General features: G+C 37.7%; 21 protein-coding genes. 15 read left to right on the top strand and 6 right to left on the bottom strand.

The annotated features are described in order from the left end of the window. The first annotated feature begins 39 nt into the window (after positions 1-39). A complete protein-coding gene (locus tag HNP35_RS10750) occupies positions 40-1602 on the top strand; it encodes an ATP-dependent nuclease (protein ID WP_184161340.1) in 1563 nt (520 codons plus the stop codon). After that, the gene (locus tag HNP35_RS10745; RefSeq protein WP_184161337.1) at positions 1587-2633 is read left to right on the top strand and encodes a DNA helicase UvrD; all 1047 of its coding nucleotides are present in this window, start codon (positions 1587-1589) and stop codon (positions 2631-2633) included. The genes HNP35_RS10750 and HNP35_RS10745 overlap by 16 nt, the downstream gene beginning before the upstream one ends. A gap of 141 nt (positions 2634-2774) precedes the next feature. On the opposite strand, the gene HNP35_RS10740 is transcribed toward HNP35_RS10745, so the two are convergent. Beyond that, entirely contained in the window at positions 2775-3191 is a 417-nt protein-coding gene (locus tag HNP35_RS10740; RefSeq protein ID WP_184161334.1) for a hypothetical protein, read from the bottom strand. Positions 3192-3578: 387 nt separating this feature from the next. Here HNP35_RS10740 and HNP35_RS10735 point away from each other — a divergent pair, with 387 nt between their 5' ends. From HNP35_RS10735 to HNP35_RS10700, 8 genes are all read left to right on the top strand, one after another. Then, positions 3579-4046, top strand: a complete 468-nt coding sequence (locus HNP35_RS10735) for a JAB domain-containing protein (RefSeq protein WP_184161331.1) — start codon at positions 3579-3581, stop codon at positions 4044-4046. 414 nt (positions 4047-4460) lie between these two features. Continuing rightward, entirely contained in the window at positions 4461-5708 is a 1248-nt protein-coding gene (locus HNP35_RS10730) for a GTPase-associated system all-helical protein GASH (protein ID WP_184161328.1), read from the top strand. Positions 5709-5710: 2 nt separating this feature from the next. Next, positions 5711-6673, top strand: a complete 963-nt coding sequence (locus tag HNP35_RS10725; RefSeq protein ID WP_184161325.1) for a TRAFAC clade GTPase domain-containing protein — start codon at positions 5711-5713, stop codon at positions 6671-6673. Continuing rightward, positions 6670-7494 carry a hypothetical protein gene (locus HNP35_RS10720; RefSeq protein ID WP_184161323.1) on the top strand — a complete coding sequence of 275 codons (825 nt, stop codon included), beginning with the start codon at positions 6670-6672 and terminating at the stop codon, positions 7492-7494. The genes HNP35_RS10725 and HNP35_RS10720 overlap by 4 nt, the downstream gene beginning before the upstream one ends. Then, positions 7491-10034 carry an effector-associated domain EAD1-containing protein gene (locus tag HNP35_RS23960; protein WP_184161320.1) on the top strand — a complete coding sequence of 848 codons (2544 nt, stop codon included), beginning with the start codon at positions 7491-7493 and terminating at the stop codon, positions 10032-10034. Before HNP35_RS10720 ends, HNP35_RS23960 begins: the two co-directional genes overlap by 4 nt. Beyond that, positions 10031-11173 carry a hypothetical protein gene (locus tag HNP35_RS10710; protein WP_184161317.1) on the top strand — a complete coding sequence of 381 codons (1143 nt, stop codon included), beginning with the start codon at positions 10031-10033 and terminating at the stop codon, positions 11171-11173. Before HNP35_RS23960 ends, HNP35_RS10710 begins: the two co-directional genes overlap by 4 nt. Positions 11174-11181: 8 nt before the next feature. Beyond that, positions 11182-12210 (top strand): trypsin-like peptidase domain-containing protein, encoded by a 1029-nt coding sequence (locus HNP35_RS10705; protein ID WP_184161314.1) that lies wholly within the window; start codon positions 11182-11184, stop codon positions 12208-12210. A 5-nt stretch (positions 12211-12215) separates the two neighbouring features. Beyond that, the gene (locus tag HNP35_RS10700; protein ID WP_184161311.1) at positions 12216-13142 is read left to right on the top strand and encodes a DNA/RNA non-specific endonuclease; all 927 of its coding nucleotides are present in this window, start codon (positions 12216-12218) and stop codon (positions 13140-13142) included. A gap of 153 nt (positions 13143-13295) precedes the next feature. Here the strand turns inward: HNP35_RS10700 and HNP35_RS10695 are convergent, their stop codons facing one another. After that, a complete protein-coding gene (locus HNP35_RS10695) occupies positions 13296-13589 on the bottom strand; it encodes a hypothetical protein (RefSeq protein ID WP_184161308.1) in 294 nt (97 codons plus the stop codon). A gap of 301 nt (positions 13590-13890) precedes the next feature. Between HNP35_RS10695 and HNP35_RS10690 the strand changes: the two genes are divergently transcribed. The 5 genes from HNP35_RS10690 to HNP35_RS10670 all read left to right on the top strand — a co-directional run bounded on the left by HNP35_RS10690 (position 13891) and on the right by HNP35_RS10670 (position 21351). Beyond that, entirely contained in the window at positions 13891-14283 is a 393-nt protein-coding gene (locus HNP35_RS10690; protein ID WP_184161305.1) for a plasmid mobilization protein, read from the top strand. Beyond that, positions 14268-15533, top strand: a complete 1266-nt coding sequence (locus HNP35_RS10685; protein ID WP_184161302.1) for a relaxase/mobilization nuclease domain-containing protein — start codon at positions 14268-14270, stop codon at positions 15531-15533. Before HNP35_RS10690 ends, HNP35_RS10685 begins: the two co-directional genes overlap by 16 nt. A gap of 31 nt (positions 15534-15564) precedes the next feature. After that, positions 15565-17541, top strand: a complete 1977-nt coding sequence (gene mobC, locus HNP35_RS10680; protein WP_184161299.1) for a conjugal transfer protein MobC — start codon at positions 15565-15567, stop codon at positions 17539-17541. A gap of 317 nt (positions 17542-17858) precedes the next feature. Beyond that, positions 17859-18842 carry an AAA family ATPase gene (locus HNP35_RS10675; protein WP_184161295.1) on the top strand — a complete coding sequence of 328 codons (984 nt, stop codon included), beginning with the start codon at positions 17859-17861 and terminating at the stop codon, positions 18840-18842. Further along, positions 18835-21351 carry a S8 family peptidase gene (locus HNP35_RS10670; RefSeq protein WP_184161292.1) on the top strand — a complete coding sequence of 839 codons (2517 nt, stop codon included), beginning with the start codon at positions 18835-18837 and terminating at the stop codon, positions 21349-21351. Before HNP35_RS10675 ends, HNP35_RS10670 begins: the two co-directional genes overlap by 8 nt. Positions 21352-21456: 105 nt before the next feature. Here the strand turns inward: HNP35_RS10670 and HNP35_RS10665 are convergent, their stop codons facing one another. From HNP35_RS10665 to HNP35_RS10650, 4 genes are all read right to left on the bottom strand, one after another. Continuing rightward, complete coding sequence (locus HNP35_RS10665; protein WP_184161288.1) at positions 21457-22077, bottom strand: low molecular weight phosphatase family protein; 621 nt, start codon at positions 22075-22077, stop codon at positions 21457-21459. 95 nt (positions 22078-22172) lie between these two features. After that, a complete protein-coding gene (locus tag HNP35_RS10660) occupies positions 22173-22583 on the bottom strand; it encodes a GNAT family N-acetyltransferase (protein ID WP_317618011.1) in 411 nt (136 codons plus the stop codon). 12 nt (positions 22584-22595) lie between these two features. Next, positions 22596-23060: a DUF6428 family protein gene (locus HNP35_RS10655; RefSeq protein ID WP_184161285.1), complete on the bottom strand. Its 465-nt coding sequence runs from the start codon at positions 23058-23060 to the stop codon at positions 22596-22598. A 54-nt stretch (positions 23061-23114) separates the two neighbouring features. Further along, a complete protein-coding gene (locus HNP35_RS10650) occupies positions 23115-23441 on the bottom strand; it encodes an ArsR/SmtB family transcription factor (protein WP_184161282.1) in 327 nt (108 codons plus the stop codon). Between the last annotated feature and the right edge of the window lie 477 nt (positions 23442-23918).

The raw sequence follows: 23918 nt of genomic DNA, 5'->3' as shown, positions 1-23918 counted from the left end.
TCGCAAGCCAAAAAGTGCGAACACCTTTAATATGCATTTATGAATCACATTTTAAAAATTAAATTATTTAATTTCAAAAGATTTGAAACCTTTGAAGTTGTTTTAGATCCTAAATTAAATATCATTGTCGGTGATAACGAATCTGGGAAAAGTACTTTGCTTGAGGCGGTAGATATTACATTAAGTGGAAGCAGACATAAGGTTGAAGCTAAAGGTTTGGAAAATTTATTCAATGCCACTGTAATTTCAGACTTCCTTAAGTCTGATAGAAAGTATGAAAACTTACCTGAATTATATGTTGAATTGTACTTAAGCGATCAGTTTGATCCGGATTTAAATGGAAAAAACAATTCCGATATCAAGACATGCGATGGAATAAAATTTCAATGCCAGCCCAATCATGCGCTGGGAAAAGAGATAAAGGAAATATTGAAAAACCCCGCATCAATTTTTCCTTTTGAATTTTACTCGATCTCCTTTACCACTTTCTCTGCAACTGCCTATTCGTCATATAAAAAGTATCTGAGACATTTGTTAATCGATAATTCTCAAATGAGCACTGAATACGCCATTAAGGAATATGTAAGGGATATTTACAGCAGTGTAGCTACACCTTTGGAAAAGAGTAAACACCAAAATGAATATCGCAAACATAAAGATGAATTCCGAAAAAATACACTGCAGGCTTTAGATACAAAACTTGACGGATATAAATTTTTAATAAAGAGCAGTTCAAAATCAAATTTAGAAACAGATTTGGCACTATCAGAGAACCAAATAAATATTGAAAATAAAGGGAAAGGCATCCAGTGCTTTATAAAAACAAAATTCGCATTAAGCAGAGCAAGTTCAGAAATGGATTTAGTACTCTTAGAAGAGCCTGAAAACCATCTCAGCCATATCAACATGAAAAAGATGATCGATTTAATAAGCCATGCTGATAACAGACAGATTTTGGTTTCAACTCACAGCAATTCCGTCAGCGCCCGATTAGATCTAAGAAAATCAATACTAATCAACAGCAGCAGTACTGTGCCGATCTTATTGAGCGGCATTGATGAACCGACTGCAAAATTTTTTATGAAAGCTCCAGACAAGAACCTCCTTGATTTTGTGCTTAGTAAAAAAGTTATACTTGTAGAAGGAGATGCCGAATTTATTTTAATGGAAGCATTTTATAGAAACACATACGCAGACGAACTTCATAACTCTGATATTACGATCATTTCGGTAGATGGAACGAGTTTTAAAAGATACCTGAACATAGCCAATAAACTTGGTATAAAGACGGCCGTAATCAGAGATAATGATGGAAAATACCAGAAAAATTGCATAGATAATTATTCAGATTATGCAGCATTTACCAATATTAAGATCTTTTCCGAAACGGATGATTTGATAAGCACTTTCGAAATTTCGCTATATAACAAGAACACGGCTATCTGCGAGCAAATCTTCAAGACTCCTAGGCGCACCCTGCCAATTCTGGATTATATGCTTACAAATAAAGCGGAAGCAGCGTACGTATTGCTTGATAAAAAAGCGGATGAATTATCTGTGCCACAATATATAAAAGATGCTCTCCAATGGATAAAAAAGTAGTGTTTGCCGTTGCAGGATCAGGAAAAACAAAACTGATAATCGACAGTCTGGATACCGTTAAAAATTCCTATATAATAACCTATACCGTGAGCAATCATAAAAATCTGCAGGATAGGGTAGTGAGGAAATTTGGATATCTTCCTGAAAATATAAAGTTGTATACCTATTTTGCATTTATATATTCTTTTTGTTATAAACCTTTTTGCCACGATATTGTAAACACTAAAGGTATAAACTATACGACGCAGCCCAGCCAGTTTTTCAAAAAAGAAACCAGAGGGCATTACATTGATAAAGGAGATCGATTATTCTCCTCAAGAATTGCTAAATACCTTATCGATTTTGAAATTATCGATGATGTTGTCGAGAGATTAAATAAGTACGCAGATAATATTTTCATTGACGAGATTCAGGATTTTGCAAGCAACGATTTTAATTTTATACTCCATTTGGCCAAAGTTGATGTACAGCTGCTTTATGTGGGTGATTTCCACCAGCATACTTTCGATACAAGCAGAGATGGTTCAACCCGAAAAAATCTGCATGCCGATTATCGGTTGTATCAAAAAGAATTTGAAAAAGGCAGTATCATTGTGGACACTTCAACACTTTTGAAAAGCTGGAGATGCAGCAAAACAATCTGCGATTATATTTCCAAACATTTAAAAATCGATATTGAATCCAACAGGACTGATACAGGCATAATAAAATACCTGACCGATCCGGCAGAAATACAAGACGTTTTTAAAGATAACAGCATAATTAAGCTGTTTTTTAAAATGCACTATAATTACGAATGCTATTCGAAGAACTGGGGCGACTGCAAAGGAGAAGACCACTATTCCGATGTATGTGTGGTATTGAATGACACAACATTTAAAAAATACTTAGCCGGCGATTTGCATAATCTGGCCCCCTCAACAAAAAACAAACTTTACGTGGCGATAACCAGAACAAAGAATAATTTATATTTTATTTCTGAAAAACTTCTTAAAAAAAACGAAGAAGTATCTCATGCCGCCAGTCGATAGAGTTTTAGGAAATTTGGTTGAATGTAAAACTGATGATTGAGATGATCTGCACATTTTTGCCACTCGGTTTGGCAAGCTTCAATACGAAACCAACTTTTATTAGGCAAAATACTCACATATCCTGTAACTGGGGCATTGCTTTTACCAACCATTTATTCTTTTAAATTCTTTATAAGCTAATTCGTCTTGCATATAAAAAAGCATAAAATCGTCTAATTTTATCTTTGTTTTAATGTGTCCCATATCTTTTCTTACTAATCTCATTAACTCAAAATATATTTTAAAATGTATTGTCCCATTTGTTTGATTTTTTAGTTCAAGTGTCCAATTTGTAAATGTTTTGAACATTTCATCTGGGGCATATAAAAACATATCTCTTTTGATGCCTAAAATTCTTTTTAATATATCTTGCTGAGTTATTTCTTCGCCTAGTTTTTCAGCATTAGGTATATCAAAAATTAAGTAAATAAGATCTGAATACATTTTGTATTTTCGCTCTGAAAGCTGGCTTTCAATATTCTTAATTTTATCCTTTTGATACTGAATTCTCCAAATCAAAAATGTACTTAATGTACCTAAAATTAATAGCGATATTTATTTATATGGAATTTCTGTCATCATAATTTATTTTGATTTAAATCTAATATAATAATTTTTTCTTATTGAAATGCAACCAATTGCGTCTGTATCTTTTATGAGGTGATGCCATATTTATCAAGTACTCATTTTTACTGTTTATTCGACATCTTTCAGCCTAGTCTCTTCACTATGGCAGAATCCTTTTGTGTTTAATTCCATCACAAAGTTCGGGCGCAGGACTTCGGTTCGCCGCAAAAAATTCCCCCATAAATGCAGGACATCCGTCCTGCTTTATTGCGTTGCTTTCTGCGCTCGCTTTCCTGTGCCCGGTGCCGGTGCTGTTATTAATCTTAAAATTGAAGCATCATGAAAGCAAATGAAAACAGCAGCTGGAAAACCGTATCGGAAATCGACCTTATTTATAGAACCAAAATCAAAAGTTCCGAAAGGCCTCTTATCACTTCATCGAAATCCGCCTACGGGATTCTGGCCGGCTGCTGGGATCCCGACAAGATTGAATTCATCGAGCAGTTCAAAGTGCTGCTGCTGAGCCAGTCCAATAAAGTGATTGGCGTATACCAGGTTTCTTCAGGTGGCATAGCCGGCACTGTCGTAGACATAAGGCTGCTGTTTGCTGCAGCGCTTAAAGCCAATGCCGTTGGGCTTATCATTGCCCACAACCATCCTTCTGGAAATAAAGCTCCTTCAGAAGCCGACAAGGGCATTACCAGAAAGATCAAAGCGGCAGGGGAGCTTATGGACATCAGACTGCTGGATCATCTGATCGTAACGTCACAGGCCTACTATTCCTTTGCTGATGAAGGCGCTTTATAGCGCCTTTTTCTTATTTCATATAAATTATTTGAGGACCCTGCGCTCAATAGCATGACATTGAAATGAGATAATTTACATGAAGTATCCGAAGCCAAGATATTAATTAAATATATTTTAAGAACAAGTATAAACACCTATATGTTGAATTTTTATAATCAATATATTTGATTGTATATTACGGATTCCCGTACAATAGCTAATGGTTTTAAATTTATCTTTGGGAATCTATGTCAATTTTTATTTTTGAAATTAAACTACTTCAATATGTCATAATGTCACAGTAATTCATTTCATCGATTATTTGTGTACTTAAAAGAAAAATCTTATATAAAAACACAAAACGGCTTTGATATTGTTGCATTTTATGATATTTACACTTAACCCAATTATTAACTATAACCCAAACAAAAATTTATGTTACAGGATTACTTGAATGCTAATTTGTTATCTGTCGTTACCGACGAAGATTTCAAAAAACTAAAAAAAGCATCAGACGAGGTTGCTAAAAAACTAGGAAAAAACAAAAACAAGACAGTTTCATATATACTAGTTGCTATAGATCCCGAGGTATTGGCAGATGAAACTGATATAGTCGAAGTAAAAGATATAATAATTAAAAATTGGAGCACTTTTTTAACTAATGCTAAAGATACACCAGTTACCTATGTCAGAGCCGTTATTTTAGAGGCGGTGAAAAACGTTTGCGCAGCAGATTCCGATTATTCAATGATAATATGGATGGTCTGTAGAAATATTATTCAGTATAAAAAACTTATTGGAGAAGAAAAAGAGATTATTTATGGCTTTTTACAGAAAATCGGCTCAGATTTGAACTCGCAGGCAACCGAAAAATGGAGACTCAAAGCTGATAGCACAGCATCAAAATTAAATATAGAATTAAAAACCATTGAAAAATATTTAGTTAATGATGACAATTTAATAAAATATTTCGAAGATGCTGTTGGTCCACACAATGAAGCTGGTGCCGCAAATTTTGCATCTCCTAATCCAAATTGGCCTAATGCGGGTGCAAATTGGTCTTATGAATTTCCAAAAAGGGCATCAAAAGGAATTAAAAATGTAATCGATCTCAGTCTTAAAGCAATTGCTACTGTTGTAAATGAAAATAAAAATGCGATTGAAAGCAGCTTAAAAAATGCTCTTACGATAATAAATGAAGATAACAATAGTCTTACTTCTCTCCAATTAAGATCAGAGCTATTATGGTGGAAAGAGGCAGCTTATTCAGAGTCTTTCGATAAAAGCTATAGTGAAATTGATAGAGAATATCTTGAAATTGCATTAGCTTATGATTATTCAGGTTTAATTCCTGTATTATATCCAAAAAGTGCTGATTACTTTTTGAAGGAAACTTTTAAAGATATAATAAATGATAGTATTGAGGAAATTACTTTTAAAGACTATCTTATAGGCATTCAAGAAAAATCTATCGAATTGAAAGCGGTATTGCCTGAGGTAACTATTTTAGATCAAAAGTTAACTTTATCCGGTTTTATTAATGGCCTGGTCTGGAATAAATATACTTTAGATAACTTTCAGTCTTTAGTCGGAGTTTCCTTGGATGAAAAGCTATTAAAAATAAATTTGATTGTATGGCTTTTTCACGATATGCAAATTAATAAAATTCTAATTAAAAAATAGTTATGGCAGGGAAATGCTCCAATCCAGATTGTGCGGCACCGATAAGCTGTCATGAAGGAAAAGATATTCATACAGAATGTGAATTTTGGTCTAATTCGGGCGTAGAATTAAAAACTAGAAAAACGGTTTCAAAACAAGAAAAAAAAGCAGATTTACCTTGGACTGCGGAAGCGCTGAATATTGATGGTCTGGGTGGCGTAACTTATAGAAACACACCGATAATCATCGGTATCGTTGGCAGAGCAGATGCTGGTAAAACAACCTATCTAGCTATGCTTTTTACGCTTTTTCTAAGAGGCGGAAAGTTGGAAGAATTTAATTTCTGCGGGACAAAAACTATTAAAGCCTGGGATGATTTATATCATAAATTAAAAATTCAAAAGGAGAGTGTAGCTTTTCCGGATCCAACGCCTTTTCAATATATTCGGTTTTTGCATTTGGCCTTAAAAAATAAGAAAGATAGGTTAAAAGATATATTCCTATCTGATGCATCGGGGGAAGTTTTTTCATTGTGGTCCCAGAATAGGGATGATGAAAACGCTGAAAATGCAAGATGGATTTATAAGCATTCAAATGCTTTTATACTTTTTATTGATTGTGAAGATTTGATAAACAGAAAGAATTTGGCTAAAACAGAAATAATAGATCTTGCACAAATGTTGAAACATAATTTAAAAGATAGGCCAGTAATAGCGGTTTGGTCTAAAAGCGACAAGAAAGAAGAAGTTCATATCAGGCTTAAAGAAAAACTGCAAGAGGAATTGAAAGAACTTTTTGAAAATTTTGAAGAAATTGACATAAGTAATTTTTCTGTTGAAGATCCGGATTTACTTGTACACAAAAACAATATTTCTGTTTTGGATAAAGTACTAAATAAAATTTATAGTAGCAGTAAACCGATTATTAAATTAGAAAATATGAATGTCCCAAAAGACATTTTTTTGAACTACAAATCCAAGTTATGAGTACATCCATATTATTAATTGGAAAGCCACATTCGTCAAAAACGGTATTCTTGTCGCAATTTTATTCCAGACTTCTTAAAAAGAAAAGTAGGTTAAGACTATATAAAAGCGTTGATGACCTGTCACCTATAACAGGCGCACGTGAAGCATTGGCATCCGGGGAAGAACCACAAACTACGCCTGCAGAAAAAAGTGTTAAATTTTATTTGCCAATTCAAATTGGCGGCCAACAAGTTGATTTGAAATGTCCGGAGTACGGTGGAGAGCAGGTTGTGAACATAGTGGAAAGTCGCGAGTTAAATAAGGAATGGAAGAGTTCAATAAAGGATAGCGATAGCTGGGTATTGTTTATTAGATTAAACAATATCAATAAATTTTTGGATATTAGTGATATAACATACACTGATCAGCACAAAAAAAATGTTGAAAATAGTATTGAATCAGATAAATTATCTGACCAATGCTTCTTTATTGAACTATTACAGATTCTTCTGCACCAAAAAGGCCATGATTACCATCTAAAGAATTCTAAGTCGAAACTTACTGTAGTTTTGACCTGCTGGGACGAAATGAGCACAGATGAAAAACCTTATGACGTACTTAAAAATAAACTGCCTCTACTGCTAAATTTTATGGAGTCAAATTGGAATTCAGATCTTCTGAACATACTAGGCTTATCAGCTCAAGGCTTTGCTCTCAATACCATTGAAAACAAAGAAAAATATCAAATAGATGGTCCCGAAGAGTTTGGGTACCTGGTACTAGCCAATGGTGAAAAAGTAGATGACTTAACCCAACTTATAGAAGAAGCTTTATTGTGAAAATTATAGTACATCAATCATTTTGCGGAGAGGTAAACAAGGCATGGGGATTGATAAAATCTAGCATGTCGGATCAAAATCTTTCTAAAAACATAGCATTTAGAGCAGATTTACAAGATCAAACCGGAGGGATCAAATGGGGGCCGGCAATTCGCGGATTCTGGGAAGGTGACTTTTTTTTGATTATGAAGACCTTTGAAGATACTTCAGAAAACGTAAGGCGTGGAAGAAAATTTTCACATGTGCTAATTATCGAGAGAAAAGATATTATTGAGGTTAGTGATTTAAGACCAATAATGGATTTACTTCCAGAAAAAATTGAAAAAGAAATTGAGCTTACCCCACTGGAAATTGAGCGTCAAACAGATGCATCTTATAATAATTTGGATCAGCATCTTCAGGGAAGATTTAACAAGCTCATTCATGGTTATGTCAACTTAAGTAAATTTAAAAATAAAATAGTATGGATTGGACAAGATGATTTTGATATTGCTGTCATTGAATTTTGGAAGCGTCTGACTAAAAAAGAGCGTGAAGTTTTTCATTTTGATATTTCATTTAATAATGATAATAAAGAGGGTAATGGACTAAGATTTATTGCAGTTCCCGAGAATGTTCGCAGTAAATTTTTAAAATCAGATTTTTTTATAGTTGAAAAAAATGACTTCCACGATCCAAGCAATTTACTTGAGTTATTGTTAATTGGTGACCAAAAAATTGACGAAAGAATTAAACTATTTGAAACAGCTATAGAATCCGAATCTTTATCACGTGAAGATATAAATTATGTTGCAATTGGTATTGAAACTTTTGAAAATTTGGATGTAGTTGAGGATATAAAGAAATTGAATACACTCGCTCATATAATAGCGAAATTTTCTCCATTAGATAATCTAGGGCATTTATATAAAAAAAAATTGGTAGCCAGAGCTGTTAAGTTAATTGAAAATGGTGATTTTACCGAATTTCAGGTATTAAGAAATTTTAAAATTGAAAGTTTCAAAAATTCAAAGAAAGAACTGTCGCAAGCATTAAACAAATGGATTAATAAAAATATCTTTTCAAAAATTCAGGCAAAAAATTACTTCATACCATTTTTTAAAAATGTAAAAGCAAATAATTTAAATTGGTGGGATGAAACAATCAATTCAACTTTGCATGAATACCTGGGAGTCATTAATATCACCAAAGTCTCCGCAATATATCAATGGCTGATCGATGTTCCGGATCTTCTTTCAAAATTAGAAGAACATATCGATAATTCCAAGGAATCAGAAATTTGCTTCTCAAAAAAACTTCCTAAAAAGCTTCCAAATTTTCTGCTTGGAGAGTTGAAGATGTTTGCAATTTCTAATAATTGGTTTTCATATTTTGCCAAGCTTTTAAACTTTGAAAAGCAGTTAGAAGATGCATTGGATGAATTATTTAAGATTGACAAGGACGAACAGCACTTTGATGCAATTAATATCATCTTAGCAGGTAAGAAAGAGCAAAGAGTAATTGATTATGCGGTTTACAGGGATCATAACCGAATGATTAAAATTGCAGGTGAAATTTGTCACAAATCACCAACCAATTTAGAAAGAATAGACGTTTCAAATTATAATTGGCAGAAAATATGGTTAGAGACCATTAGATTGGATGGCTCAATTGAAAACGGACTTAAACAACCTCAAGATGTAATTTTTAGCCTATTTGATCACATAATTTCTGGCTCTGAATTTTGTTATGATCTTCTGGTGGAAATTTCACTGACAGAATTTGCTAACATTCAATCCTATAGCAATATGGCAAAGTTGTGGGAACATCTTCCACCTGATATTGTGAATAACTTTCTCGTAAAAACATCTGCACACTTGCTAAGTCAACTCAGCATAAATTCGACGACCCAGATACCGGACGATCCTGTACTAATCGATCATATAGGCCAAAAAGGTATTTCAGATTTTTTATATTATAATAATAATAACATTAAAAGCGTAATTCCCATATTTGAGAAATTTTCTCAGCTTAATGATAATAATTTACGTACTTATCTTAACAATTTTACAGGTACCATTAGTGCAGTTGAAGCCACACGTCTTGGTAAATTGGTATGGAAGCGAAGTTTTACGAATTGCGCATATTTAATATATGATAAGTCCAATAAGCACAATAATTGGAGATTTGCACTGGAAGAATGTCATCGACTTTTAGATATTATAACGAAAGGAATACTTTCAGTTTCTGGAATTTTGTCAAAAAAGGTTAAAATTCCAACAGATGAATGGTGGCAAAGTACTGAAGAACTGATAACAGACTTATATCCCAATTCTGTCTCAATGACTACAATCTGGAGACAATCCGGAGGAAAAGAATCTGATCTATTAATGAATGTTTCAGCGGCGCATGCGTGGAATGATGCTCTTTTTAAACTAAGAAAAAAACAGTTTAAGGATTTAACGATGAATGATTTATTAAAAGGAATAAAGAAACAGTATGCCAACAATGAAAAATTTAAGATAATTTATAATCTGCGAAAATATTATATTAAAACATGAGCTTAAGAAATTTGTACAAAGGACTAAAAATTATTGAAACCATTCAAAATTATTCTTTATCCGGAATATTTAATATTGAAGAAAATACAAGAGAGAGCAGCAGCAGATATTACTATCAGGAGGAAAGTTTCTGGAAGAGTGTAATGCAGAACCCGGAACAATTTTGGGGTAAAGAAATCGATCTTTACAATTTTGTAGTATCAGAATGGGTTGCAAGAGTACCTGGGTTATATTGGACAGAACGATCTCAAAATATTAGAACAAATTTGGATTCCCATATTACATTTAAAAGCAGGGAATACACAGAATTCAATCCCCCTGGCAAGTCCAAAAAAGTACTGGGAGGAATCGGTACATTATTATTGCCTACAACTGAACAAGGAACTGTTCTGATGTCTGTATCTTCATCAAGCAATGCCTCAACAGGAGTTCCTATTTTAGTGTTTTCGGAAGTTTTAAGCCAGCTAAAAATTAAGCAGGGCAATACAGTAAACATTAAGAAGGCAAAATGGCAGCCAATGGATATTCAGTGGGTACAGCATTTTGGTTCTATGAAGGACATTCCAAGAGGATATCTGGTGATAGATGACCCAAATAAGATAGAGGTATTCCAAAGCGATCATCCAGTAATTTACCATCCATTTTCGATTATGGAATATGAAAGCGCAGATACCAAATTATATGATTTTGTATACGTCAGAGCTGACAGCAAGGCTGAGGATATTGATTTAAAGATTGAAAAATTCTTTGAGTATTACCGTAAAAAAGATGATCGAAATGGAGAATATCTGCTTAATCCAAATGTTAAAAAGCCGATTTTTGAGGCTAGGTATATGACGCCATTAGATCTTCAAAAACCTTCGGAAAAAGCAAAACTGAAACTCCTTTACGAAAGAGTAAAGGGACAGCATTTCAATAATGTCGCCATTGATCTTTTGGTGAATGATCTTCCAAAATTTTATCAATCAAGTCGTTCAATCATTACCTTGGCAGAAAATGTAGGTATTAACCCGGCTATTCTAAATGAAGATTCGGCAACTACCATGTCTGCACAATTAATCTCGTTATGCATTGAAAAAGAGAAAGTAGAACTGTTAGTCGATAGAATGCTATTTGACTACCCTCAAATTTTTAAATAATATTGTAAATGGCCTGGGATATAAAAATTAGACAATTAAATGATGTTTTAAGTGATTTGGTACCTATTAAAGATTCAATACCAAAATATGTTCAGGCATCAGGCTTAAAACTGCAGCACATCGATACTTCTGGCAGTGCGATGGATGTTTGGAGCAATGTTATAGCAGAAGCTAATAAACAGAATAAATTAAACGAATTAGTACAGTCTGTATTGAAAATGTATCCAGATAACCCCTTTCTTAAATCGGCCTTATCGGAAAAAGAAATCAGGTATTCATTAGGCCCTGATATTAAAATTTCCGAATGGGGAGATGTGGGTGAGGATACTTTGGAACTTCTTACGATGGGGCAGAGTACTTTATTGCCCGTTAACTTTTTAGCTAAAGGAGTTATAAAAAGTAAAAGCGTGGGAAAAGTTGAAATCAAAGTTTCCGGTAACAGATATAATGTAGGTACTGGTTTTTTATGTAAAGTGAAGGATATTAACGATTTATTTTTTATTACCAATTATCACGTGATAAACCATAAAGATGACATTAGTAGAACTAGAATCATATTTGATTATGAGCTCGATATATACGGAAATACGATTCAGTCAAAAAGCTTTGAAATTGACGTTAATGGTCCTTGGTATTGCTCCGAAATTAGAGAATTTGACACCACTGTTTTCAAATTAAAAGATGAGGATAATCAATTAGAATCTTATGGCTATATAGAATTGAATGAAGTTACCATCCTTAAAAATGATTTTGTAAACATTATTCAGCACCCTGGCGGAGAATTAAAGCAAATTTCTCTTTATCATAATATTGTTACAAATACAACTGACCGAGTGGTTCAATATTTAACCGATACACTAAAAGGTTCATCTGGTTCGCCAGTGTTTAATTCCGATTGGCAAGTGATTGCACTGCATCATAGTGGAGGAGGAATTAAGGAAGGTGAACCAGATCTTCCTTTCGGAATAAAATCACGAAATGAGGGAATCTATATCAACAGAATAATTGAATTTATTAGAGAAAACCATAAAAAATAAATAGTATGAAAAGTAAAATATTGTATAATGGCTATGATGAAAATTTTATACGAAATCATTCAATCCCCACACCAAGTCTAAATGAAGAACAGCTATCGGATTTGGCCGTTAATAGTGATGGCACAGCTATGATTAGATATATAAATTTTAGTCTCCAGTTGTCCTGTGCTCACAAATTTCCATACTACACAGCGACAAATATTGATGGATTAAAATTTAAAAAAGTGCCTAGAAAAGATAATTGGCGCAAAGATGATAGATTGCCTAAAGATCTACAGTTTGGATCAGAATTATATAGCGCTGCCAACAGTAACTTCGATAGAGGCCATATGACTAAAAGGGAAGATGTACAGTGGGGCGATACAGTTGGAATAGCCCTGAATGCTGCAGATTCAACTTTCTTTTATACAAATTCAGTTCCGCAGCATAAAGATCTGAATAGAGATATTTGGAGAAGTTTGGAAGATTATATTCTTCATGCAGAAGCAAATAAAAGCCAACTGCGGATCTGCGTTTTTACCGGTCCTGTTTTATCAAAGTCTAATCCATATTTTACAACTGCGATTAATAATAAACAAATACAGATTCCTGCTATATTTTGGAAGATTGTCGTTTATGAAAAAGAAGATGGTAAAATTTATAGAGTCGGTTTTATGATGAGTCAAAATAAGTTGTTGGCGAAAGGGAATATGATTGAGGAATTAGAATCAGAGGACGATATTTTTATGCGCTTCAAGGATGCCGAAACCTATCAGGTGAACGTGTCACTAATTGAAGAGATGACAGGAATACAGATGCCGCCGGCAATTGATTCGTATACCGATGATAGAGACATTAAATTGGTTATGGATGAAATAGATATTGATCCTGATTTGGAAAGCAGTTCGATCGAATTTGAATTAGGGTTTGCCATTCGAAATATATTACTTTAAATTACACCATAAAAATGATTAAGCCCAAATTTTGTCTGATTATAAAAGTAAGGCGTGTTTAATTTGAGGCTTTATTTTAATCATTGCATAAAAATCACGGACTTTATACGATAAAAACAGCTATTGTCAATTAGGTGACAATAGCTGTTTTTCTTACTGTTTTCTCTGCGGTTTGAAAGCGACTAATTTTTCGTTTAGATCAGTAAGACCAGCCCTGCTTAAACAGTCAGCTGAAAGCTGTTTGAGCTCATTGATGCTTTCTGCTGCAGTACGCTGCAGGAGCACCGACGTGCTGCTGTCATTTTCAAGCAGGCCGCACTCGATTACATGGCTGAGGAGCAGCACATTTTTTCGCGAAATCTTCAGATCAATCTTCACCGGTTCGTTCATGCCCGGGATACTCATTATGGTATCAAAAATCTGGGAGGCATCATTTTCTGTAAGCATAATTTCTCGTTTTTAAATTAATAATCAGCTGATTCAAAGATAGTCAGAAGTCCTGAAAACACCCCGTTCAAAATTTGGACGGGATAGGCGCAGTCCATCGGCGTTTTCTACTTTCGTTATCGCAATCTGCTAAAAAGAGCTTTTAAAAAAGGTTTGCGTTGATAAAGCATTTGGACTGCCTCGTTCCTGCAGTCGGCCAGATGTCCGTTTGTTAAACAAACGCATCCGGCTGCCCAGGGCTCGGAACTCGCTGGCAGAGAAACCAAAAGAAAAGAGTTTAAAATAATGAAAGGGAAATAAGATGGGAAAAGAGATTTTAAACCGAAACCGCATAGTCGCGGTGCGCTTCACCGCTGCCGAATATGCATCATTGGAAAGGAGATTCAGGGCCACCACCTGCAGGCAGATGAGCGAATACCTAAGGAACAGCCTGCTGCATAAACCTGTTACTGTCAAGCATCGTGACGCTTCTCTGGATGAGTTCATGCTCGAATTCATCAGGCTCCGAAAGGAGCTTGCCGCTCTTGGAAACAACTTCAACCAGACGGTCAGAAAGCTGCACAGCCTGCAGCAGATTTCAGAGTTGAGGCAGTGGATTTTAAGCACCGAAACGCAGCGCGAAAAGCTCCTGCTTACAGTGTCGGAAATCCAGAAACTAATTGCTGAAATCACATCGAAATGGTTGCAGTCATAAAGACCGGACATTCGGTGCGCAGCATATTCCATTACAATGAAAACAAGGTAAAGGAAGGAGCTGCGCAGTGTATCGGAGAAGGGAATTATCCAGCATCTGCAAAGGAGCTTTCAGCCGCTATGAGACTGAACAGATTACTGCACCAGAATGCACTCAACGGCAACGTGAAAAGAAACAGCGTGCACATCTCGCTGAACTTCCACCCTTCAGAAAAATATGCTGATGAAAAGCTCCTGAAAATTGCGGAAGCCTATATGGAAAAAATCGGTTTCGGCGATCAGCCCTATCTGGTTTACCGCCATGATGATGCAGGGCATCCGCACATCCATCTGGTATCGATAAAAGTGCGGGAAGACGGTTCGCGGATCGACATGCAGAATATCGGCAGGAACCAGTCGGAAAAGGCGCGCAGGGAAATCGAAAATGACTTTAATCTTGTAAGGGCCGAGGGAAGAAAATCCGAAGAAATGTTACTTATAAAACCTGTTTCGGCAAGTAAGGTTTCATATGGCAGAACTGAGTCCAAAAGAGCGATGGCAGGGGTGCTATCCTCTGTGCTTTTGAGCTATAAATACACCTCGCTGGCCGAGCTAAATGCCGTGCTGCAGCTTTATAATATCAGGGCGGACAGGGGCAGTGAAGATTCAAGGATTTTTAAGGCCGGAGGGCTGGTCTACCGCATACTGGATAAAGAGGGGAAAGCTCTCGGAGCGCCGATCAAGGCGAGCGATTTTGCCATGAAGCCGACGCTTGCTTTCTTGGAGAAGCGGTATATCTTGAGTACCGGAGAAAAGGCATTTGAAAAGAAGCGGATCAGAAGCGCGGTGGATACTGTTTTTCTTGGGAAAAAGACAGGTATGGACAGGCTTGCCGCCAAGCTGAAAAAAGAGGGTATTGATATGGTGTTGAGAAAGAGCGACGCCGGACAGCTCTACGGCATCACCTATGTCGACCACGTCACCAGATGCGTATTGAACGGCAGCGCACTGGGGAAAAACTACAGTGCAAAAGGCATGCTCGAACGCTGCCCGCGAACAGCAGAAATGAAAGAGATTTCCAAAGCTGAAAAGATGCCGGGCAATGGTATTGAAGAACAGAAGCTGCAGGCTGTTGAAACTTCTTCAGAAGAGGTTTCGGTCAAGCTTCTGGAGAAGCTTTTCAAGCCGGAATGGCAGCCGGATAATGTGCCTGCAGCACTAAGAAGAAAACACCGCAGAAGAAAAAAAAGAGGCGGTTCGGAACTGAATTAAAAGATAAAAATAATGCTAAAATGCTGAAGTTATGCAGACGGGAGAAAATGAACAGGCGCTGAGAAAAATAGTGGACATGACAAGGCTGATGGGCATCACTCTTCTGCTCGGTCATTGCTACTATTACTGTTATGAAGCTTTTAAAATATGGAATCTCACAGGTCTTTTCGGGGATAAGATTCTCGAGGGTGTTTATCGTACGGGAGTGTTTGGGAATTTTTACATCTCCAAGCTTCTGGCGCTGGGTTTTCTCTTTATATCCCTGCTGGGTGCAAAGGGAAGGAGAGACGAAAAACTGGCATTAAAAACGGCCTTTTATAAATTAGGAACGGGACTGCTGCTGTATTTTATAAGCGGATTTTTTCTAAGGATAATTCCTGCTTTTGAGCATGCGGCAGCACTGTATATGACTGTTACAAGTATAGGATTTCTGCTGGTGCTTTCAGGAGGGACGCTGCTGTCCAGACTGATTAAAAACAGGCTTTCGCAGACCGATATTTTCAACACCGAGAATGAGACATTCCCGCAGGAGGAAAGGCTTTTGGAAAATGAATATTCGATCAATCTGCCAGCGAAATATTATCTGAAAAAGAAGCTGCGCTCCAGCTGGATCAATATCATCAATCCGTTCCGCGGACTGATGGTTTTAGGGACTCCCGGAGCAGGGAAATCCTATTTTGTCATCCGCCATGTCATCACCCAGCACATTGCCAAAGGATTCAGCATGTTTGTCTATGATTTCAAATACGATGACCTCTCGAAAATCGTCTACAACACCTTTGAGAAATACAAGCATGTGTATAAGGTCGTGCCTAAATGCTACTTCATTAATTTTGACAATATCATGCACCGGTGCAACCCATTGGACCCGCAGAGCATGGAAGACATTACCGATGCATCGGAATCGGCACGGACGATTCTGATGGGGCTCAACCGCGAATGGATCAAGCGCCAGGGGGACTTTTTTGTGGAGTCGCCGATCAATTTTCTCTCGGCCGTGATCTGGTATCTGCGGCGTTATAACAACGGGGAGTTCTGCACCCTGCCGCATGTCATCGAGCTCATGCAGATCGACTACGACAGCCTCTTTACCCTGCTTCGGACAGACAAGGAAATTGAGGTGCTCATCAATCCTTTTATCAATGCCTATCTCAATGACGCGATGGACCAATTGGAAGGGCAGATCGCCTCGGCTAAGATTGCCATGGCAAGGCTGTCTTCCCCGCAGCTTTACTATGTGCTTTCTGGAAATGATTTTACGCTTGACATCAATAATCCCGAGGAGCCGAAGATCGTCTGCATGGGAAACAATCCCCAGAAAATTCAGATTTACGGTGCCGTTCTGTCCCTTTATGTAAACCGTCTGATCAAGCTGGTCAACAAAAAGGGAAAACTTAAATCGAGCCTTATATTTGACGAGTTCCCGACCATCTATCTCAACAATATGGACAGCCTGATTGCCACGGCCAGAAGCAACAAGGTGAGCACCTGCCTTGGCGTTCAGGATTTCAGCCAGCTCAGAAAAGACTACGGGCGGGAGCAGGCAGACGTGATCCTGAACATCACCGGAAACATCATCTCAGGACAGGTGACGGGGGATACGGCAAAGCAGCTTTCGGAGCGTTTCGGGAAGATCATGCAGGACCGCGAAAGCATTTCCATCAACAGCTCCGATACCTCCATCAGCCGCTCCAGACAATTGGAATCCGCAGTGCCGGCATCGAAGATCTCATCGCTGAGCTCCGGGGAGTTCGTGGGAATGGTGGCCGATAATCCAGACAGCAAGATAGAGCTCAAGACCTTTCATTCCCAGATTATAAATGACCATGAGGCTTTGCGCAGGGAAGAGGAAAGTTATGCCGAAATACCGGCCGTGAGAAAGCTTGACAATGCCATGATCCAGCAGAATTTCACGCAGATAAAACGGGATGTGCAGGAGATTATCTACACCGAGATGGAAAGGCTTTTAAATGATCCCGCACTGGAGCACCTGGTGGTGAAAAAGTGAGTTTAAAAAGGAGATCTGCTGGAAGCTGCATGATAGAATCATTTTCACATTGAGAAATTGAAAAAGTGTTTTGAGAAAAAAATGATAGGGTATTGAAATCAGTAAGATAAGAAAGCGATAAAAGATCCGCAATGAATCTTTGCCAGCTGTGCTGTATTCTATCAAGGAGGTATCTTTATACAGACAACTTATGTAAATGGATTATCTATCACTGCAATGTTAATTATCTCTGTTTTTTTTATAAATTTATACAGAGGTTTGAACTACTGTGAAGCGATATGTAAAAAAATAGTACCTTCGCAACAACTTATAACATTATGGCAGCTGCGGATCAAATAAAATCACTAATAAAATCTTTCGGTGACGGGGATGAAAGTCGCTTCTTTGCAACTGCATTGCAGATTGCGGCCACAGAGGCTAGAAAAGGGCATTCCATTTTTGCACAGGAACTCAAAAGCGTCATTGAAAAAGCAAGAAAGGAGCGTTCTCTTGATGTTATTGAACAGAAAGCGATCCCTCTAAATGTTCATAAAAGAGATCTCCAGGAACTAATAGAGGTCTTTCACCCCAAAATTAAGCTTAACAATATGGTTCTGGATGACCAGACATTGATTTGTCTCAATAAGGTCATAAAAGAGCAGGAGCAATGGCAGGTTCTGAAACATCATAATTTAGAGCCCAAAAGAAAACTGCTCCTCACCGGTGCTCCCGGGACAGGAAAAACGATGACAGCGCAGGCAATTGCAGGTGAGCTGGGCTTATCCGTGTATATAATAAGACTGGACGGCCTTATATCAAAATATCTGGGCGAGTCCATAGCTAAACTTCGATTAATATTTGATGCGATGAGTGATCATCGCGCAGTATATCTTTTTGATGAATTCGATTCAATAGGATCGCACAGAAATTTACAGCAGGATGTCGGAGAAATTAAAAGAGTATTAAATTCCTTTCTGATCAACATCGAGAAGGACAGCAGCAACAGTATTATTGTTGCCGCGACCAATTTGCCAGAGTCACTTGACTCGGCTCTTTTTAGAAGATTTGACGACATAATCCAGTATCCTCTTCCAGATGAAGCTCACATTGCATCGATTATCAAAAAAACATTAAGCAGCTTTAAGTTTGATGGAAAAATAAATTATAAAGAGCTTTCGAAAAAATCTATCGGACTTAATTACTCTGAAATTGTAAAGGCGTGCCAGGAAACGATAAAAGATATGATTTTATCAGGCTCCGAAAATTTACAGCTTGAAATCCTTAAAGATAATCTGATGAAAAGACAAAAAGTAAATGTCTGATAAGCCGCATATAAAGTTAGAAAGTTATACTGAGAGCAATACTTTCAGGTATGCGGGAACAAATTTTCCCAACAGCAGAGAAAAGCAGGTTCGAGACAGGAATTATCACGGCAGAATGCTCCTTGACCAGATAAATGCCGTCAGGGAACATTTTGATCTGAGCGATGAAACCTCAATTAACACCACCCTTGTCAGAGATGATGTCGTATATGTTAATTTCAGCTCGGATTGGGGATATGTTCTGGATTTTGATAAATTTGATAAGAACGGCTTTAAAGCCAATAAAAAAATATTCCAGCTTTTAAATATTCAGTGTGAAGAAGCGGACTTTAATGGAGAGAAAAGATTTCGATACCATGTGCTGGTTGTTATAAATAGATTGGGTGTTTCGGAATTTATAAATAAAATCGAGCTTTTCCTTACAAAAAATACAACCCGAATAAATAAGGAGACCGGCGAGCGTGAGGTTACAGACGTTCCGTCGAATTCGGACCTTTTAAACAATATAGAAATAATCAGGATTGCAACTCTCAGGTCTTTCTGGGTAGATGAGCCCGAAATTCCATTTCCTGATGAAAACCAGGATATGTGGTGGGAAGTATGGTTTAGAAGAACAAGAACACATGCAGACACCTTGGATAGTGCGATCTATAATCTGACGCTGCATGGCTGTCAGATTGGACTCGAAACCCTCGAATTAACCGAGCACATTGTAAAACTTGTTAAAGGAACCGCCGCCCAATTATCGCGTGCCCTGCTGGTTCTGGATAATCTGGCGGAATTGAGAAACCCCCAGCAGCTGTCGGATTTTATTACCCACAAGGATATATCAGACGAAACCAAGCGCCAATATTTAGATGATTTAAATTCTCGGGTTGACTCTGAATATTCACCCGAAAGTGTTCTGATCTGTCTTCTTGACAGTGGAGTTAATAACAGACATCCGCTCTTAGAGCGGTTTTTGCCGGACAGCCATCTCTACACGTATAACGAGTCGTGGGGAACTGATGATTCCGAGCCTCATGGAGGCCACGGCACGGGTGTTGCCGGTCTGGCCCTGTATGGAGATTTAACCGATGCTTTGGCTGATGCGGGGCGCATCACAATATTCCACGGTCTGGAATCTTTTAAGATATACCATCACCGCACCGCAAACGATCCGGGGCTGTACGGAGCGATTACCCAGACTGCGGTATCATCGCCAGTTATTGACCGGGCAGGAAATCCCAGAGTTTACTGCATGACTGTCACCGACAGTAATTTGCGCTTTAAAGGAAGGCCTTCGGCCTGGTCATCCGCCATAGATCAGATTGCATTTGGTGGAAATGAAGAGCCGCAGCTTTTTATAATCAGCGCTGGAAATGTCTATGGAACAAAACATGAACATTATCCGGACTTGAACCATCTTGAATGCATCCATGATCCCGCGCAGGCGCACAATGCCATAACAGTAGGGACATACACAAGAAAGGATAAAATAGCCGCCAATACCGGACATACAGCCCTGGCGCCTAATGGTGCAATGGCTCCCAGTAATTCCACATCCATATTATTTGATAAAAATTGCCCCAATAAACCTGAAGTTGTTTTTGAAGGCGGGAACTCCTCTACAGACGGCACCTTTATTTCTGATCATGCAGAACTAAAATTGCTTTCTCTGGATTCGGACTATGACACCGATATTTTTATACCTTTTGGAGATACTAGCGGAGCAGCGGCATTAGCGGCTAAAATGGCCGCTGAAATTAGAACTGCTTACCCGAAGTACTGGCCAGAGACTGTGAGGGCTTTAATGGTTCATTCTGCCGACTGGACACCAGCCATGCTGTCTAACCGAGCGCTTAGTGATTTAAGAGAAAGAGATAAAATCAATCTGCTGCGCAGCGTCGGTTACGGTGTGCCTAATCTGGACAGGGCGCTCTACAGTGCTGAGAATAACCTGACCCTTGTTGCGGAAAGAGAAATACAGCCTTACAAGAAAGAGGATTCGACAGGGAAGTATAATGATTATCATTTGTTTACACTGCCATGGCCCAAGGAAGCCCTTGAGTCATTGGAGCAGACATCGGTTGCCTTGAAGGTCACACTCTCATATTACATAGAGCCAAATCCGGGAAGCCGAAAATTCGCTTCACATTATCAATATGCTTCGCATCAGCTTGATTTTGAAATCATTAAAAGGCTGGAGAGTGTTGAGGAATTTAAAGCCCGCATATCAAAACCGGATGAGGAGGATGGCGAAAGCGGCGTAAACCGGAAAGGCGAGTCCTGGATGCTTGGGCGACCGAGCATAAAAGGATCTATACGGAAGGATATGCTGCAGCTTACCGGACGGGAAATGGCTGAACGCAACATTATTGCAGTCTTTCCAAAAAATGGATGGTATAAAAACCTTAAAAGACAGAATAAATTTGATCAGCAGGTGCGATACAGTTTAATTGTGAGCATTGAAACTGAATCTGAAGATGTAGACTTGTATACACCGGTAATGATTGAAATTTTTGCTTAGAACTGCTTAAAAAAAGCTTAGAGCTTTTTTGTCAAAAAGGACTTTTATTGGCAGTTTTTTTATATGGAATCGGCGATTACCGTGTCGGTTTCTGCAATTTTGGCTTCATTGGTTGCAGCTGTTGATTTGTGAAAAGACATAGAACATTTCAGCTGCGATTTCAAGACTTCTTTCTGCATAGATCTTTGTCTGAAGAGGAGTTGAATCCGATAGTTTAGGATCTTCGTAAGTAATTGGAATCCTTTTTTCTGCTCCTGCAATAAAGGGGCATCCGCCATCTGCCTGCGAGCAGGTCATCACGGCAGCAAAATCGGATGCAGGATTGAAAGGGCTGTCATATTTTTTAGAAAACCCAATTATTGGTAATGCATTGGGGCTGTATTTTACTGCATACATGGAATTGCTGCCTTCATTGATTTTTAAAATTTCAAACCCCTGTCCAGCTAAAGTCTCTGCCACTTTTGGGAAAAGCGCAGTTTCTTCCGTGCCCCCTGAATAGCAGTATACAGCTGGTATTCTGAAATGTGAAGCAGCAGTCTGAGCCCAGATCTGAGACAAATGGCTTCTTCTGGAATTATGTGTGCAGATGAAGTTGATATTCGCCTTATTTCCGCTTTTAACCTTTTCCTTTATATATTCGATCAGAGGACTTAAAATCGATTTTCTTTCTTCGCTTATGCCATTAAAGTTTAGATGTTCAATCGTTTTTATTAATTTTAAATGCATGTTTTTTGGGTTAAGATTAATCTATTCCTATAATGCTGCTGCGTCGCTCCATTATGACGTTGTCTTTCCACACGCCATTTTTCTTTCCTATTTTCTCACGAAATCCCACAAGCCTGAATCCGCATTTCATGCAGTTTAATGCTTCCTAGATTCTCAGAAAATATGCTGGACTGTAAAGTCCAGATTCCATGTTTTTCGCTCTGGCTGATAAGTTCTTTCAGCAGGATGCTTCCAATGCCTTTGCCTCTCTGATCCTCTGCAATATAAATGCTTACTTCTGCCACACCTGCATAGGCACACCTGCCAGATACTGGGGTCAATGCCGTCCATCCTTTCATAATCCCATCTTGGAAGATGCTTATTCTGCAGAAGGGCAGGTGGGAGCTGTCCCACTCTTCCCACTGCGGTGAGTCGTTCTGAAAAGTTGCTGAATTTGTTGCCAGACCTTGGCTGTAGATTTCCTTCGCCTGAGAAAAATTTTTATCGGTAATAGTATTGAATTCCATGACAGCAAAAGTTTAACAGCATCCTGATTCAGTAGTGCAGCACGAGTTGTTGGATTCAGTAGGTAAGGTTTTAAATTTTTCCTTGGGTATGCCGCAGGCCTCATTAGCCAGACACGCGGTTTTCTTATTTTTCAGGATAAAAACTTCTCCATTAAAGTCCAGATCATATTTGCCGATGGTGTCATTCTGGTATTCCACTTCAATTTCTGAGTCTTCAATCCCCAGTTTTTCTTCGGAAAGGTTGATTATATGAAGCAGTTTTGCTGGTTTTAGCCGGTGCTCAAAGTCATCAGCATTCCATAACTGGAAGTTAACCGCTTTTTCATTTCTGATTGTTCCCCCGCAGTCAATGAAGTGTTTGGTTACAATGCCTATCTCCGTAACATGAAAATATTCAGGCACAAATGCTCCGTTTTCCAATTGAAATTCCACATTCTGCAATGTTGGAAGCAGCTCTTTAATTTTTGATAGTTTCATAGTTTTTTTATTATTGTTATATAGTAATATTACGATATTTGATAGCAAATTTTTTTAGCAGCATTTTTGATTTGCCACTGTCGAAATTATATTTGCAAAATATTCTTTCAGTAGGCTGAAAGTTTCTTCATTAATGCAGTAGCATATCGAAGTTCCTTCAATACTGCCCTTGATCAGCCCTGCGTTTTTCAGCTCTTTCAAATGTTGGGAAATGGTAGGCTGGGCTAATGGGAGTTCATCTACAATGTCACTGCAGATACAGGCATTGACCTTTAGCAGATATTCTATTATAGCAATTCTTGCAGGATGTCCCAATGCTTTTGCAATTATAGCAATCTTGTTTTGCTGGTCTGTAAAGTGATCTGTTTTTGTTGCTCCCATCTTATTGGATTTTTATATTGCAATATTACGATTAATAGTTTGTTGAAAAAAATATTTGAAGAAATATTTCGGTTCTTATTATGGAATGCTATAATTTACCAGAACGGGACTCGAACCGATATTGCCTGTAAATGCTGGATTTTTTCTATATGTAAGAAAGTATAATGTCTTTATCGAACCACAAAAAAGCCCGAGAAATATATACTTCTCAGGCTTTACATTATTTCTGGAGCGGGAACAGGACTCGAACCAGTGATATTTACTGATGATCTTAAAATGCTGCTGTATAGTCTTTCTTTCTTTCTTTCTTTCTTTCTTTTCTAATTATGGTTTTGATTGGTGATAGTAAAATTGATTATTTATTTAAATTGATAGACTGCTATTAGTTAGTTAGTTAGTTAGTTAGTTAGTTAGTTAGTTAGTTAGTTAGTTAGTTAGTTAGTTAGTTAGTTAGTTAGTTAGTTAGTTAGTTAGTTA

The sequence above is a fragment of the Flavobacterium notoginsengisoli genome (assembly GCF_014207905.1).
Taxonomy (GTDB): Bacteria; Bacteroidota; Bacteroidia; order Flavobacteriales; family Flavobacteriaceae; genus Flavobacterium; species Flavobacterium notoginsengisoli_A.
Note: the sequence above shows the minus strand (reverse complement) of the source record. Positions and strands in the feature narration are given on the sequence as shown.